Genomic DNA, 16,202 nt, shown 5'->3' with positions numbered 1-16,202 from the left:
TAATGACATCAAGAATATCTTTACTCTTATTGCTGCTCCTGTCTTTTGCCGCCTGTAAAAAACAGGATATTGAACCGGAACCGGTAGGAGAAGCTGTACCACACTTGCCTGGTCCGGATAAAACCTGGCAGCAGCAACTGGCGGCATCTCCGTATGCCCGTTTCCGTGAGGCATGGCAACGTGCCGGTATGGATGAAAAAGTGAAACAAAGTGGCGCCGGTTTTCATACCCTGCTGGTACCTACTGATAAAGCATTTGAAGAAGCCGGCTGGACCGCAGATAAAATAAAAAACACGGATGCGGCTACGCTCAGTGAACTCCTCACCTTGTACGTAATGCCTGCCCGCCTGCTACCAGACAATATTGCAGCCACAAAAGGAAGTACGCCCACCGCTACCTTATCATCCCGCGCTTTTCCGGAAAGAGAAAACTGGTATAGTGACTATACCGATTTCCTGTTCCCCGCAAAGTCCGGAGACAGCCTGATAGTAAATGGAAATGCCCTCAGTAAATGGGGACAATACCTGGAAGGTACCAACGGTATCGTATATCCTATTGATCACCTGATTGCTAAACCACAGCAAAGCATGTGGGAATACCTGGAAAGTCAGCCGCAGTTTAGCCTTTACATGGAAGCACTGCGCATCAATGATAGCCTCTACGCATCCGTTTATATGAGCGAAATGGCGCCCTTTCTGAAATCAGCTTCCAGTTTTGCACAGTTTACACTCTTTGCACCCAATAATGATGCGTTCATCAAAAATGGCTTCCGTAACTCAGAAGATATACTGGCATATTGCCTGCGCTCCTGGCCTTTGCCTGATGCCGGCTATGATGAAAATATGTATTGGCAGACCCCCGTTACCGCCATGGATTCTATTCTCAGAGCCTGCGGACCGGAAGTATCCGGCGCCAGTCAACTGGATGCGAACTACCGGGTAGGACCGGTATACTTCTCCAACGACCTGGTCAACAACGCCACCGGACTCACAGGCCTCGTGCTGCGGGAAGGCCAGCGTTACAATGAAGGACCGGTAACGATTCACCTCTCGTTTGTGAATAACAACGGACAACCAGGCGTCAGAAGATTGAATACCAACTATCCTTACGTTTCTCTGAAGAACAGGAACACCCGGGTCATTAATGGTGTCATCCATGAAATAGATGATCTCTTTAAAAGATAATTTTTAAAAGCAGACAACATGAAGAAATTTACCTGCGCAGGTTTGCTACTGTTAATGCTGGCAGCCTGCACAAAGGATAAAGATAACGGGCCGGGAGCAGGCGAATTAACCCGCCTGACCTACGTCATTGATGATAATAAATTCAATTTCTCTTCTTTCAGTACCGCATTGGGACGCACCGGCTACCGTAATGTCCTGGCCGGAGAAGGCCCATATACGGTCATGATACCGGATAACAACGCCTTTATCAAGGCAGGATATGGTACTACCCAACAAGTGCTCACGCAAAGCGCGGATATACTCAATAAACTGGTATCCTATCATATTGTAAATGGTACCTGGGAGTTAAACAAACTGCCCTTTAAATTTAACCAGGAACTCAGTGCCGTAACAGGTGCTAAAATGTTTGTTACGCATTGGGTAAAAGGCGCAGATACGATCCTGACAGTGAATGGCAGCCCGGTGCTTGCCTATAACCTGCCAGCCAGTAACGGCATCATACAGGTACTGAATACCGTATTACAACCACTGGTACACGCTAACCTCTCCGCCGCTATTTCTTCCGATACCAGCCTCACCTTTTTGAATGTGGCCTTACAACGTGCCGGATTAAAAGAAAGCATCGCAGGCGCCGACGTATATACCTTCTTCGCGCCTTCCAATAATGCTTTCCGCGCAGCCGGGTATCCTTCTGCGGATAGCATCCTGCAAACAGATGCCACCGTACTGAAAGATTTATTACAGTATCATTTTTTCGCTGGCAGGAAATTCATCTACGATTATATCCTCACCACAGGTGTCACAGATCAATCACAGCAAGCCATGCTGAATGGTAATAATGTCACCATTTCCCTGGAGAAAGAAGGGGTGAAATATACAGGTATCAACATCAAAGGCGCCAGTAATAAAACAGCCGCAAAAGTTACCAAACAGAATTTCATGGCCGGCAACGGTGTACTGCATATCATAGATCAGGTATTAAAAGAAAATCAGTAATTGTGATGAATAAAATTTTATACATAGCTTATTTTTTTGCACTCCTGCTCTGCCTGCGTTTCCCCGCACAGGCACAGGAAACAAATGGTACGCTCAGCGGTAAAATCACCGGTGATAAAAATGAACCACTCATTGGTGTTACAGTAGTAGCGCTCCATGAGCCCTCCGGCACCAAATACGGCGTAGCCACCGGTACCGACGGCCGCTATTATTTACCCGGTTTGCGCATCGGCGGTCCTTACACCGTGAGTGTGACCATGATGGGCATGCAACCACAGAAAAGAGAACAAATAAATATCCGCCTCGGTGAACCGATGCAACTCAACTTCGTACTTGCAGTAGCCGGTAAGGAATTATCGGCCGTAACGGTGAAAGGCACGAAGAAAGGGGCTTCCGCTAACACCTTCGGAGCAGGACAGAATATCAGTCGTACCCAGTTGGCAAACATGCCCACCATTTCCCGCAGCCTGCAGGATATGACTAAAATGGTACCACAAAGCTCCCGGGATAACTCCTTCGCCGGTACCAACTTCCGGTATAACAACGTCACCATCGATGGCGCCATTAATAATGATGCCATTGGCTTCAGTCCTTCTGCAGGTGGTATCACCGGCAGCTCCGGTATGCCCGGGTCCAGCACCCGCACCAACGCGGTATCGCTGGATGCCATCGAAGATATGCAGGTATACCTCGCCCCCTTTGATGTGAAGATTGGTAATTTTACCGGTGGTAGTATCAACGCCGTTACCCGCAGCGGTACCAACACCATTACCGGCTCCGTGTATGGCTTTGGCCGTAATGCGGCATTGACCGGTAAAGGTCCCACCGGCAATAAAATGAACAACGACTTTTACGATTACCAGGCAGGGGTGAGGGTAGGTTTCCCTATCATCAAAAATAAATTGTTCTTCTTCACCAATGAAGAAATCACCTCCCGCCAGGACCCTTCCCAGTTGCTCGTTGGGCAAACAGAAACGACGCATATCCTCAGCATCAAAGACGCGGATCAGATCCGCCAGTCTACGCTGGATCGTTATGGCAACAGTTTTGACCCTGGCACTGCTGGCAATTACAGCGCGTATTCCCGCTCGCAGAAATTCTTTAACCGCCTCGACTGGAATATTAACGATAAACACCAGCTGTCCGTTCGCAACAACACCATCATGTCTAAAGCCATGAACATGGACCGCGATCAGCAGGATTTCCGTTTCAGCAGCATGGCGTATCAGCAGGTAAATAACCAGACTTCTACCGTGATGGAGCTGAAGTCGCGTTTCAACAGCCGCTGGTCTAACAGCTTCATTGCCGGCTACAGCGTGGTGCATGATAAACGTAACCCGGATTCCGATCCAACGCTGCCACAGGTGCAGATTGCAGGCCGCACACCCGGTACCACCATTTATCTCGGTACCGATCGCGAAGCCAGCATCTTTGACATGAAACAGCGTACCATTGAAATCTCCGATAACCTCACGTGGCGCAAAGGAAAACACACCGTGTTACTGGGTACCCATAATGAGCTGTATCGTATTAACTATGGATTTGTGAACGCCTGGAATGGCCGTGTGGACTATCTCAGCATTGAAGACTACCTCAATAACAACCCTTATCGCGTAAGAGGAAGTTATAACTATACAAACAACAGCCGTAATTATATCCTGGACAACCCGGAAGCAAAGTTCAATGTGAATATGCACAGCGTATATGCGCAGGATGAAATACAGGTAACGGATAAACTAAAGCTGATTCCTGGTTTGCGGGCTGATTATACCTGGCTGCCGGAGAAACCGGCACTGAGCGATAAAACACAGAACGCCTGGACAGATGGTTTCTTTGGTAACACCTACACCTATACGCCACTCAATCGTATTAACAATGGCTACCTTGGCAAAGTGCAGGTGTCGCCACGGCTGGGTTTCCGCTTCGACTGGAAAGGCGACCAAAGCCTCATCCTGCGTGGTGGTACCGGTTTGTTTACCGGCCGTATTCCATTTGCATGGATTGCCTATGCGTATTACAACAACGGCATTAACTACGGTTCCTTTGACCAGAAAGCCGATACAAAGGCATTTGCACCAGGTAGTGATCCGTTAAAACCCAATCCTAACGGGATTGCACAATTTATTGAACAGAATGGTGCATTGATCAGTAACCGCAATGCCGGTAAAACACAGGTAGATGTATTGGATAACAATTTTGTGATGCCGCAGGTTTGGCGTACCAGTGTAGGGGTGGATTATACCAGCCCGGCAGGGTTTAAGTATATGGTGGAAGCCATGTACACCAAAACACTGAAAGATGTATTGTTTCAGCAGATAAATATCAAAGATGATCCAAAGTACTATGGATATGACAAGGACCGTTTGCAACCTGTTTACAGTGGTACCGTAGATCCTCATTTTTCTAATGCTTACCTGTTAAGTAATACCAGCAAAGGTTACCGTTACAGCATTACCGGTAGTGTAAACCGCACTTTCCCTTCCGGTATACAGGCGTCCCTGGCCTATACTTATGGTGGCTCAAAAGATGTATCCAATGGTATCCGTAACTCTATGGAAAGTAACTGGCAGTTGAACCAGGCACTGAATCCCAACAATCCCGGTTTGGCCTGGTCTAACTTTGATGTGCGTCATCGTGTAGTCGGCAACGTTACTTATCACAAAGCCTGGAGCAATAGCTGGGTGAGTACGCTGACCGTTTTTGCCACAGCGCAGTCAGGTAGTCCGTTTACCTATGGTATTGTTAACAACAGTATCCAGGGATTACCACAGCAGGTAAGCCTGCTGTATATTCCAAAGGTGGAAGAAGCCGTGAATTATTTCCAGGATAAAGGAGAAGGTGCAGCAGCGCAGGCAGCGGCTTTCAATGCCTATATTGACGGCGATAAATATCTCCGTTCCCGCCGTGGACAGTTTACCGAGCGCAATGCGGGCCGTACCCCATGGAATATCCAGGCAGATCTGCACTTCGCACAGGAGTATCATTTTGGTGGGAAACAATATATCACTTTCACCCTGGATATCGTGAACCTGACTAACCTGGTGAACAGCAATTGGGGAAAAGTATATTTCTCTCCTAATACGTTCAACTCAACGGCCAGTACAGGTTTAACACCGGTGTTCCCGGCCCGGCAGAATCCGGGCGCATATCCGGTGTATACCTTTGAAAATCCGGGTAAGCCTTATTCTGTGGACTTCTTCAATTCCCGCGCACAAATGCAGTTGGGAATGCGGTACTCTTTTTAAGCTGATTAATATAACCAATATGAGAAAATATTTATCCCTGCTGGCGGTATGCTGTATACTGGCAATGGCCTGCAGGAAAAACAACAACAAAGACGCCGTGTCCCTGAATGTAAAAACATTCTGGCCTAACAGTGGTAACGCAGGTACCATTGTTACCCTGCAGGGACAGGGCCTTAACAAGGAGGTGAGCGTAAGTTTTAATGGTACCGATGCCAAAGTAGTGGATGCCCGTGATTCAATATTGATGGTGTTGGCGCCGGAGCAGGGAACTACCGGTACACTCACCGTGAAAGCGGGAGAGCGTAAGCAGGAACTGGGCACCTATACCTACCAGGCATTGAGTTTACACGAAATAAATCCGGCTAACGGTCCCGCAGGTACGAATATTTCGATTCATGGCGCCGGCTTTAGCAGCCTGGATGGCCCGGCAGTGGTAACGGTAAATGGAAAAGCGGCAGTGATTACCGCCGCTACTGATACATTGCTGATTGCGTCGGTACCGGAGGGCGCGGGAAGTGGTAAAATAGCCGTAAATGTAAACGGTAAATCCGTTACCGGACCTGATTTTACCTTCCAGTTGATCAGTGCTATCAAGCCGGTGAAAGGCGGTGCCGGTACACAGGTGGCCATTAGTGGAGAAGGCTTTAATACAGCTGTTGCCGGTAATACAGTCACCTTCAATGGAAAACCGGCAACGGTGGTAAGTGCTGCCAGCAACAAGCTGGTGGTAACAGCCCCGGCAGGCGTAGCCACGGGACCGGTGGCAGTTAGCATCAACGGACAAAAAACCGTAGGGAATGTATTTACCGTAGTACCTAAGCCGGTGATCAAAGTAGTGACTCCTTTAAGTGGTCCTGCCGGTGCTTCGGTAGATATTACCGGTGAATATTTTAGTACACTGGCAGACGAAGTAAGCGTTACGTTCAACGGCCAGCCGGCGGTAGTTACTACCACCGGGGATAGGCAGCTCAGTGTAAAAGTGCCGGCAGGTGCGGGAGCCGGCCAATTGCAGATAACAGTGAATGGGCAGCAAACCACCGGGCCACTGTTTAAAGAGCAGGCATTGGGCGTGAAACAGCTGCTGCCGGACAATGGACTGGCAGGAACAGAAGTAGTAGTAAAAGGGGTTGGTTTTAGTACCAATGCCGGGGATAATATCGTGACCTTCAACGGCATCCCGATCCCTGTGAGTGAGGCTACAGATACCACGCTGCGTGTAGTGATGCCTGTTGGTATCTCTACAGGTGATGTTCAGGTAAAAGTAGGCAACCTGGTAGCTACGGGACCATTGTTTAGAAGAGCCGGTGTAATCACCATGGCGGGTGGACCCAATAGCAATGCATTCAGCTATCCAATGGGGATAGTGGCAGACAGAAGTGGAAATGCATATGTTACGGAAGGGAATATAATAAAGAAAATAACGCCGGATGGTGTAGTGAGCCTGTTTGCAGGGCATGCTGATGGAAGCAGTGGCAACGAGAATGGTACCGGTACCGGCGCGGCATTTAACTTTGCCACCGGGATGACGATCGATGCGCAGGACAATATATATGTGGTAGACCAGGGCAACAAGGCATTGCGTAAAGTTACGCCTGCCGGGGTAGTAACTACCTATGCCCGCGTAAGCTTCACCCCTGTAGGTGTGGGGATAGATCAAAGTGGCAGCTTATATATCGGTGCCATGTGGGGTGGTGTATACAAACTGGATGCGGTAGGTAATGCCACGCAGGTAGCGCGTAACAGCTATGAAACACCTGGTATAACGATGGCTGTTGATAATGCAGGGAGCGTATTCTACACCAGTGATGATGCGGTGGTATACCGGTTGGCGGATGCCAACAAAAGCACGTATGCGGGTTCACAGTATGGTTATAATGATGGTCCATTACGGAGCGCTGGCTTCTCATCATTAGCGGGTATTGTAAGAGATCCGGCAACCGGTGTGATGTATGTGGCAGATAACAACGCGGTGCGTATGCTGACGGCTGATGCGGTAATTACGGTGGCTGGTTGGAAAGGTGGCACGGCGCCGCCGAGGGCCGGATACCAGGATGGTACGTTGAATCAGGCGTTGTTTAGCAGTATCCGGAGTTTATTTATCGATAAAGAAGGGAATTTATACGTCGTAGAACAAACCAACAAATCTGTGAGAAAAATTTTCTTTAAGTAAGCGCTGATAGATTTCATAAACAAAAACAAATGCCGGCTACATCTGCAGCCGGCATCTTTGTTTTTATACAGTTAGTAAGTATGGACCGCTTTGGGCGTTCCTGCTTATTAGTAACCTTTATTCTGTTCCATATTTGGGTTACGTTCTACTTCCTGGTTAGGCAGTGGGAAAATAGCGTAGTCACCTTTCCAGGGTTGAACGTTTACACCACCGTGCGCCGGAATGTCGCGGTGTGTTCTCATGAAATCAAACTGGGCTTGTCCTTCGAAAGCCAGCTCTATACGGCGTTCTGTCAGGATGTTATCAATCAGCGCAGCTGGTGTGGCGGGTGCTAATGGCGCAGCGTTCGCTCTCTTCCTGATAGCATTTAACAGGGTGATGGCGCCTGCATCAGGAGTAGCCGTATTTAACCGGGCCAAAGCTTCCGCTTTGATCAGCATCACTTCTGCGAGGCGGAAAATGGGTACCCAGGCATCCAATGGCATGGTGCCGGCAAACTTTTTAGTGAAGAAAGCAGTGGTATCACCCGTTTTGCTGAATGTATAAGCGAACAATGGCTTACCTCTCAGGTCTGTCTGATAGTTAAAGTTGGGTAACGTGCGGTAATCTTTACTAATGGAAATATCCTGGCGGCCATTAGCACCATAGTGTTGTCCGATGGCATTATTGGTGTTAGGATTGTCCGCACCATTCATCGCTACAGAGAAGATACGCTCTGTAGAGCTTTGATAGTTGGCAGCGGCGTAAATAGCAGCAGGTGTTGCATCCAGTGCATATCCTGCAGAAGATAAAATCACACTGTCTGCAAAAGCTCTGGCCTTATCCCATTCGCCCTGGTACAGGTAGATGCGGGACAGGAGTGCATGAGCAGCGCCTTTAGTGGCCCTGGCATGGTCCGCATAAGGATCATTGTTGCTGACTGGTAAATCGGCGGCTGCTTCCGTGAGGTCTTTGATCATCTGATCGTATACTTCTTTAACGGAATTGCGTTTTACCTTATTAGCGGGATCCATTGCTTCCGCACCGTTTCTGGCTGCCTTTAATATCAATGGTACACCAGGTTGGGTGGCACCAGCTTCTGCGGTGTAGGTTTGTGCGAAAGTATTTACCAGGTAAAAGTAACTGAGTGCGCGGATGAATTTAGCTTCTGCATAATAACGTGCAGCAGCTGCCGGCGCCAATACTTTTTCGTTGTCTTTCAGGTTTGCGGTGAAGAAGTTGGATTCGTGGATGGTGCGGTAGCCACCTGACCAGCCATTGAAGGCGTAAATATTAGTCGACAACATACTGTAGGTCGGTACGTCGCCAAAGTAAGAGGAAATATTGACATCCAAACCCCGCACATCTGAATAGATCAGGATGCGGCCACCAAAAAACTCTTTGTTTTGCAGCGCGTCATACATACCCACCGCCGCTTTTTCAATTCTTTCCGGATTACTGAAAGCATCCTTCGGATCTATTTTAGAATAAGGCGTTTGGTCATTTACCTTGGAGCAGGAAAACATGGCAGTGGCAGCCAGTGCTACTGCGCCGAGAGCCAGGCGCCCCGATTTTCTGCGGCTGTTTGTTTTATTCTTGAAATTCATAATTCTTTTTTTTAATCACTAACAATTAGAAACCAACATTTAATCCCAGCATGAATGTTCTTGGCATAGGTACTGCCCTGTTATCCATACCGAAGTTGATGTTACTCACACGGTTGGTATTTGCTTCAGGATCAGAACCTTTATACTTGGTGAAGATGAACGCATTTTGTACCAGGCCATATACACGCAGGGTACTTACGCCTAATTGTTTTTTAATGCCAGGGAAAGTATACCCAACGCTGATTTCACGCGCTCTCAGGAAATCGCCTTTTTCCAGCCAGCGAGTAGACGCCTGGGTAGACACACCTTCTTTCATATATAATTTTGGTACATCGGTATTCTTGTTTTCCGGTGTCCACCTGTTTTTGATGTCCTCCAGGTTGTTACCGAAATAGTTGCTCATCAGGTTGGCCCTGGTACCGTTATACACGTAGTTTCCACCACTGTATTGGAGGAAAATGCTCAGGTCAATGCCTTTATAAGTGAAGGTGTTATTAAGACCACCATAGAAAGTAGGGTAGCCGGACTTTCCCTGGTAATGTGCATCAGCAGAGGTAATAGGTGCTACTTTGGTTTTACCGTCTGGTGTAGTCCATCTGTCTGCAGCACTTGCGACATCCGGGCCCGGATTGTACATCACCAACTCATGCTTCTTGTTGTAGAACATGGGATTGCCTGTTTCCGGATTTACACCACCCCAGTCAATCAGGTAAAATACACCCAGTGTTTGGTCTATTGCAGCCCTGTTATTGGTCTTGATAATGTCGCTACCGTCTGCAGTTGCAGTTACGCGGTTTTTAATAAAGGTAATATTGAAGCTGGAGCTCCAGGTGAAGTCTTTTTTATCAATATTGCGGGTATTGATGGTAAATTCCCATCCTTTATTCCACATAGAACCTACGTTGGTAGTTAAAATAGGGCCAGGATTGCCGGTAGAGGGATCCCATGGAGTACCTACTGTAGCCAGTATAGGTGCATCGAGGATCAGGTTGTCAATATTGTTGCTGAAATAATCTGCCGTAAATGTGATCCTGTTTTTCAGCAGCGTCAGGTCGATACCGATATCCAGTTTTTTAGAAGTTTCCCATTTCAGGTTAGGGTCACCAATCTGGTAAAGGGAGAAACCATTCAGGTCGGCATAAGCACCACCGCCATATAAGGTTCTGTAAGCATAAGGTCTGATGTTGGAGTTACCTACCAGGCCATAGCTGGCGCGGATTTTCATATCGCTGATCACGGAGATATTATCTTTGAAGAAGTTTTCTTCAGAAAGTCTCCATCCAAGGGAAGCTCCCGGGAAATAACCACGACGGTTATTAATACCAAAGTCAGAATACGCATCAGCTCTCAGTGTTGCATCGAAGTAATACTTAGAGCCGTAGTTGTAACCAATTTTACCAAAGTAAGAATCAAAAGCATTAGCAAAATTGTCACCACCGGTTTGGCTGGTTTCTGTACCGGCATACAGATTGTCGTAGATTTCCTTGAAGTAAGAATCTGCCAGATTACCTTGTCCGTTAGCCATTTGTTTGGTTTGTCCAAACTGCGACTCAATACCCACCATGGCATTAATGAAATGCACATTGTTAATGCTTTTCGTATAGGAGGCGTAGTTAGACCAGTTCCATTGGTTTTTCCTGGTCAGGATGTTCTGTGCCAGCCCTCCGTAGGTAAGACCGTTACCAGCTTGTAACGGGCTGTTATATTGTTCTTCCAGGTTTTGAATAAAGTCTACACTGAAGCGGGAAGTTAATTTCAAACCAGCAATCGGTTCTACTTCAACATAAGCAGCAGATAACACGCGGGTAACGGTATTATCATTTCTTCCGTAGAACAGGTTAGACAATGGGTGGAAGAAGCGGTTTAATTTACCGGCGGTACTATCGTTTCCATCTCCCAGGTCACCGTTGCTTTTGAGGTAGTAGTTACCATTTTTATCATACACGGGTACATTCGGCATAGCAGAATAAGCAGAGCCGGTAGATCCTGCCAGGTAGCCGTCAGACAATACACCGTTGTTTACACTTTTGGAAGTATACAGGCTAAAACCTGATTTCAACCATTTCCGGGGGGTTACATCCATGTTCAGGCGCATACCACCTCTGCGTAAACGGTTCGTAAGAACAATGCCTTTCTGGTCGCTGTATTCGCCGGAAGCATAGAGTCTTGCTTTCTCAGTACCACCGGAAATAGATAACTGGTGACTTTGAATAATGCCGGTTTGGAATGTTTCTTTTAACCAGTCTGTTCTGTCGGGTTTACCATCGCCGTTTACGTCAATGTCTTTGGCAGGAACCAAAGGGATATCTCCTGCTTTGGTGATATTTTTTTGTTTTTCATTTTGAATGACAGTAAAGTCATCACCATTCAGCAACTTCGGTAATTTAGCCGCTTTGCTCCAACCAACATAACCATTGTAGTTAACGCTGACAACGCCTGCTTTACCTCTTTTGGTAGTAATTACAATCACCCCTGCAGAAGCCCTGGAACCGTACAATGCAGTAGCTGCTGCATCCTTCAGGATATCCATTGTTTCAATGTCATTGGGGTTAATATCCGCCAATGGATTGTAACGGGTACTATTACCACTGTTGAAATTGTTTAAGTTGGAACTTACGTTCATAGGAATACCATCTATAATAACCAGCGGTTGTGTGCTGTTACTGATAGAGCTTACTCCCCTGATACGAATGTTTACACCGTCACCCAGTACACCGGAGTTAGTGGTAATATTCACACCGGCTGCGCGGCCGGCTAATGACTGGTCAAAGCTGGTGCTGGGACGGTCATTAATTAATGCACCGGATACTGCGGTTACAGAAGACGTAACATCTTTTCTTTTCTGCTCACCATAACCGGTAACCAATACTTCATTCAATATTTTATTGCTGGCAGATAGAGACACCTGCATGTTAGTACCGGCACCCACTTTTTGTTCTTTCTGTTCGTAGCCCACAAAAGAGAAAAACAAGGAAGTACCATTATCTGCCTGGATGGTGAAAGCACCATCAGGACCGGTTACTGCGCCTACTTTTGCGCCTTTTACGCTGACAGATACCCCCGGCAATGGTGAGCCATCCTGTGCATCTGTTACTTTACCTTTAATCGTTCGGGTTTGGGCAAAAGCATGCACCATACCGATGGCCAACAACAGCCATAGTAGTAAACCTTTTTTCATACGGTTTAAATTGGGTTTATTATGTGAAAAAAATTGGGGACACTACACGGTGCTGCGGGCTACGCCTGTATCAGCTATGAGGTAGGTCGCTGTCATATTTCATTTTGGTTTAGGCATGAGTTTATCTGTTCGTCATTTTTAATGACCAACTGTGGTTAAGAAAACGGTATTGCAGCGCAAGTGAAGATAAATTTGCTAAACAGCTAACGTGATTTGTTGTAACGTAAATACTAAATTGGCTACAGCGTATACATCATATCTTCCTGCCGGAAAATAAACCGGTTATTTTTTTTTATGTTGAAATGATAACTATGAAACCGCACACCGATGCAGGTTTATAGCTTTAATGCTACTGGTTTACATGTTGTCTGAATTCTTTGGATTAAATGGATTCTCAAGCAAAAAAAATTTCAAAAGCAAAAAATATATTTCAAAGCAAAAACTACAGTCTACAAATTTTGTTGCTACAAGGGCGCTGTTTTCAGATCGGTTGAAACACAGTTAACACAATGTTATTTTTTCATTAGCGCTATAAAAATATATTGTTTTTTGGAAAAAACAATATTATAGTTTCAGATTTCAAACCATCACATTATTACTTACTTCCAGTAAATTTCCGTCGGGGTCACGAAAGTAAACAGAATGAATGTGGCCTGTAGCCCCCGTCCTTTCTACGATTCCGCCTTCCAGTATTTCAATGTTGTTATCAAGTAATTCCTGCATAACTTCCGTTATCGGTGTGGCCGCAATGAAACAAAGATCTGCAGATCCTGCAGTGGGAATATTGGCTTTGGGATCAATTTCTTTTCCAACTTCATGTAAATTTATTTTCTGATGCCCAAACTGTAAGGCTTTCCGGCCATTTCCAAATGTTACAATGGTCATGCCTAGTATTTTTTTATAAAAATCACAGGTTGTCTCCACATTTTTTACTGTTAATACCAGGTGGTCCAAATGCTTAATTATCATGTGCAAAATTTTATACTTTTGGAAGATATACTAAAGAACATCCGGGCAATGAAAAAGTTATATCTCTGTGGTTGCCTGCTCCTTGGCATACACATCACGCTCCACAGTCAAACACCCACTGCTCCCAATATCATCTTCTTCCTGGTAGATGACATGGGCTGGCAGGATACCTCCGTGCCTTTCTGGGACAGCATCACACCAGCCAACCGCAAATTCCATACCCCCAACATGGAACGCCTGTGTAAAGCAGGTACTAAATTTACCAACGCCTATGCGGCGTCTGTTTGCACTCCTTCCCGTGTGAGCTTCCTCACCGGCATGAATGTAGCCAGGCACCGGGTCAGCAACTGGACTTCTCTCAAAAATAAAGCTGTGGATGGCCAGGATAGTTTACTTGAAGCACCCAACTGGAATGTAAATGGTATTTCACCTATACCCGGCCAGGAAAGAAGCGTATATGCCACACCGTTACCACAACTGCTGAAAGCACACGGGTATTATACCATTCAATGTGGAAAAGCACATTTCGGCGCCTACCAAACCATTGGCGCCGATCCGCTGCAGCTGGGCTTTGTTAAAAATATAGGCGGCAGCGCGGCCGGACATCCGGCTTCCTACCTCGCGGAAGACGATTTCGGCCGGGTACCCGGTCGCTTTATCTTGCAGGCGGAAATGCCCGGACTCGATAAGTACAGGAAAGGAAAATCCTTCCTCACAGAAGACCTCACCAAAGAAGCCATGCTGGCAATGGATACGGCACGGCAAAGAAAACAACCTTTCTTCCTCTATATGGCACACTATGCCGTACACTTACCTTATAATACAGACGATCGCTTTATACAACGCTACCTGGATATGGGACTGCCTAAGCCCGAAGCGGCCTATGCTGCGCTGGTGGAAGGCATGGACCAGAGTCTCGGTGAACTGATGGATTACCTCGATCAACATCATCTTACCCAAAATACCATCATTGTATTTATGTCTGATAACGGGGGCTTTTCACATCCGCCCCGGCAAGGTGGAGATAATACACAAAACTATCCCCTGCGCGGCGGCAAGGGCGCACTATATGAGGGCGGTATCAGGGAGCCGATGATGGTGCGCTGGGAAGGGGTTACCCAACCAGGTACCGTGAATACACAGTACATGATCATGGAAGATTTTTATCCTACTATCCTGGAATGGGCGGGCATAAAAAAGTATACCACCGTACAAACCATTGATGGGCGCAGTATCATTCCTTACCTCAGGCAACCGGCGCTGCGGGATAACCGCCGCGCGTTGATCTGGAACTATCCCAACGACTGGACCGGCGGAAATTTAGGGGCCGATAATTCCTGGTTAACGGCTATCCGCCAGGGAAAGTGGAAACTGATTTATTTGGAGAAACAACAACGACTGGAACTATACAACCTGGAAACAGATATTTATGAAGCCAATGATGTATCGGCGCGCTACCCGGAAAAAACCAAAGCATTGGCAAAGCTGCTGACACAACAACTGAAGCAACGGAAAGCGCAGTTACCTTTTTATAAGGGCACACAAAAAGTGGTGCCTTACCCGGACGAATTATAATGACTGGCAAAAAAAACGGCGTTCCATCGTGGAACGCCGCTGTATATGATTTCCGTTATTATTATTTCAGGTCTACCGGTACCAGCACCAATGGTGTTGGCAGGCAGGAAGCGCCGGGAGGGGAGTAGGTCAGGTGAATTTGTTGTACACTGCCATCTGCCGGTGGTATGAAAATCTGCACCAGGATTGCTTCCGGTGCTTTGGTTGTCACCAGTTGATTAGTCGGCAATTGTATAATGCCTTCTTTAAACTTACCACTACTTACGATCATGGTGTTGGCCATACCGCCGCACCATTGACCGTTGTCGCCGCGTGGATTCCAGGTCATGAGTGCCAGGCCTTTGCCATCAGAGCTCTTCCAGGCCAGGTCTATGTGATATAGGATACCATAGTTACCATCCAGGCTTTTCAGTTCACCGGTGGTAGCTTCTTTACCCATTACCCAGGGATCTTTTTCTCCGTCTGCCACTACAATTTGTGCCAGTCCGTTTTTAGTATCGAGGGTATCTTTTGCAATGATGCGATAGTTGCTGATACCATAGGTGCCGCGTCCTGCGCCAGCGTATTGTTTGGTGGCGAGGGCTGTTTTTACGCGGGCTGCTGCTACCGTAGCAGGTGTTTTTAAGTCTGTTTGTACAATGCTGATTTCGCCGGGTTGGTCAATCACAAATTCATAGAAGCCATGTACCAGCTCATCGTATTTCACCACCGCTTTATCCTGGATGGGGTCCAGGCAAATGGCAGCGCCGGGCTTCACTTCGCGGGCAATGGTTTCCGGTTTTGACGCAAAGAAATCTGCCAGTCCCTGTTTACCTGCAAAGAAGTAGTTGGTAGTAGGTTTTTGGGAAGCATATTTCAGCATGCGTATGTGCATGGGTTGGGTCCCGGTATTTTTTATCACCGCCGCTATTTTACGATCCATTTTCTGCGGTTCCTGTACGCCGTTTACGTTATAGAGGTATAGTCTTACGGAGCCGGGTTGCACGGGTTCCCGCAAAGCTACGCCCTCGGGTACACGAATATATTCAGGGTCATCGGAAATGAGGTATTGTGGCCCGGGTAATACTATTTTCTGGTAGTTCAGGGACGGCAATTGTTCGCTGAGCAGGCCGGGTACCTGTAAAGTATGACCTTGCGGCGTGTTGATGATCACCTGGTTTAATGCGCTGGAAACGCCCTGTGCATGCGCCATACAACCTGCTGCGATGGCATAGCCGAATAATAGTATCTTTTTTCCGTTGGCTGATATACGTGTTGTAAACATGGAAATTTGTTACGATGAATAGTTAATATTATTAT

At 46.9% G+C, this 16,202-nt stretch carries 9 protein-coding genes; 5 read left to right on the top strand and 4 right to left on the bottom strand.

The features are described 5' to 3' along the window. Positions 1-2: 2 nt before the first annotated feature. From AC5ZC7_RS21800 to AC5ZC7_RS21785, 4 genes are read left to right on the top strand one after another with little or no spacing between them, the layout of a single operon-like run. On the top strand, positions 3-1,184 hold the full coding sequence (locus AC5ZC7_RS21800; protein ID WP_496158932.1) for a fasciclin domain-containing protein: 1,182 nt from the start codon (positions 3-5) through the stop codon (positions 1,182-1,184). A gap of 18 nt (positions 1,185-1,202) precedes the next feature. Further along, entirely contained in the window at positions 1,203-2,180 is a 978-nt protein-coding gene (locus AC5ZC7_RS21795) for a fasciclin domain-containing protein (RefSeq protein WP_496158933.1), read from the top strand. Between the two features lie 5 nt (positions 2,181-2,185). Next, complete coding sequence (locus AC5ZC7_RS21790; RefSeq protein ID WP_496158934.1) at positions 2,186-5,425, top strand: outer membrane beta-barrel protein; 3,240 nt, start codon at positions 2,186-2,188, stop codon at positions 5,423-5,425. A gap of 19 nt (positions 5,426-5,444) precedes the next feature. Beyond that, a complete protein-coding gene (locus tag AC5ZC7_RS21785; RefSeq protein WP_496158935.1) occupies positions 5,445-7,595 on the top strand; it encodes an IPT/TIG domain-containing protein in 2,151 nt (716 codons plus the stop codon). Between the two features lie 107 nt (positions 7,596-7,702). Here the strand turns inward: AC5ZC7_RS21785 and AC5ZC7_RS21780 are convergent, their stop codons facing one another. From AC5ZC7_RS21780 to AC5ZC7_RS21770, 3 genes are all read right to left on the bottom strand, one after another. Continuing rightward, complete coding sequence (locus AC5ZC7_RS21780) at positions 7,703-9,181, bottom strand: RagB/SusD family nutrient uptake outer membrane protein (RefSeq protein ID WP_496158936.1); 1,479 nt, start codon at positions 9,179-9,181, stop codon at positions 7,703-7,705. A 25-nt stretch (positions 9,182-9,206) separates the two neighbouring features. Further along, on the bottom strand, positions 9,207-12,359 hold the full coding sequence (locus AC5ZC7_RS21775; RefSeq protein ID WP_496158937.1) for a SusC/RagA family TonB-linked outer membrane protein: 3,153 nt from the start codon (positions 12,357-12,359) through the stop codon (positions 9,207-9,209). Positions 12,360-12,938: 579 nt separating this feature from the next. Further along, entirely contained in the window at positions 12,939-13,328 is a 390-nt protein-coding gene (locus tag AC5ZC7_RS21770) for a VOC family protein (protein ID WP_496158938.1), read from the bottom strand. A 48-nt stretch (positions 13,329-13,376) separates the two neighbouring features. On the opposite strand from AC5ZC7_RS21770, the gene AC5ZC7_RS21765 reads away from it, so the two are divergent. Next, positions 13,377-14,903: a sulfatase-like hydrolase/transferase gene (locus tag AC5ZC7_RS21765; RefSeq protein WP_496158939.1), complete on the top strand. Its 1,527-nt coding sequence runs from the start codon at positions 13,377-13,379 to the stop codon at positions 14,901-14,903. A gap of 61 nt (positions 14,904-14,964) precedes the next feature. On the opposite strand, the gene AC5ZC7_RS21760 is transcribed toward AC5ZC7_RS21765, so the two are convergent. Continuing rightward, positions 14,965-16,167 carry a copper amine oxidase gene (locus AC5ZC7_RS21760; RefSeq protein WP_496158940.1) on the bottom strand — a complete coding sequence of 401 codons (1,203 nt, stop codon included), beginning with the start codon at positions 16,165-16,167 and terminating at the stop codon, positions 14,965-14,967. Positions 16,168-16,202 lie beyond the last annotated feature (35 nt).

The organism is Chitinophaga sp. 9-1-y (genome assembly GCF_059511905.2).
This window is presented reverse-complemented; position numbering and strand designations above follow the sequence as displayed.

Bases quoted from the DNA above. Each gene is read 5' to 3' on its own strand.
- AC5ZC7_RS21800 (WP_496158932.1), top strand. From the start codon at position 3: ATGACATCAAGAATATCTTTACTCTTATTGCTGCTCCTGTCTTTTGCC.
- AC5ZC7_RS21795 (WP_496158933.1), top strand. From the start codon at position 1,203: ATGAAGAAATTTACCTGCGCAGGTTTGCTACTGTTAATGCTGGCAGCC.
- AC5ZC7_RS21790 (WP_496158934.1), top strand. From the start codon at position 2,186: ATGAATAAAATTTTATACATAGCTTATTTTTTTGCACTCCTGCTCTGC.
- AC5ZC7_RS21785 (WP_496158935.1), top strand. From the start codon at position 5,445: ATGAGAAAATATTTATCCCTGCTGGCGGTATGCTGTATACTGGCAATG.
- AC5ZC7_RS21780 (WP_496158936.1), bottom strand. From the start codon at position 9,181: ATGAATTTCAAGAATAAAACAAACAGCCGCAGAAAATCGGGGCGCCTG.
- AC5ZC7_RS21775 (WP_496158937.1), bottom strand. From the start codon at position 12,359: ATGAAAAAAGGTTTACTACTATGGCTGTTGTTGGCCATCGGTATGGTG.
- AC5ZC7_RS21770 (WP_496158938.1), bottom strand. From the start codon at position 13,328: ATGATAATTAAGCATTTGGACCACCTGGTATTAACAGTAAAAAATGTG.
- AC5ZC7_RS21765 (WP_496158939.1), top strand. From the start codon at position 13,377: ATGAAAAAGTTATATCTCTGTGGTTGCCTGCTCCTTGGCATACACATC.
- AC5ZC7_RS21760 (WP_496158940.1), bottom strand. From the start codon at position 16,167: ATGTTTACAACACGTATATCAGCCAACGGAAAAAAGATACTATTATTC.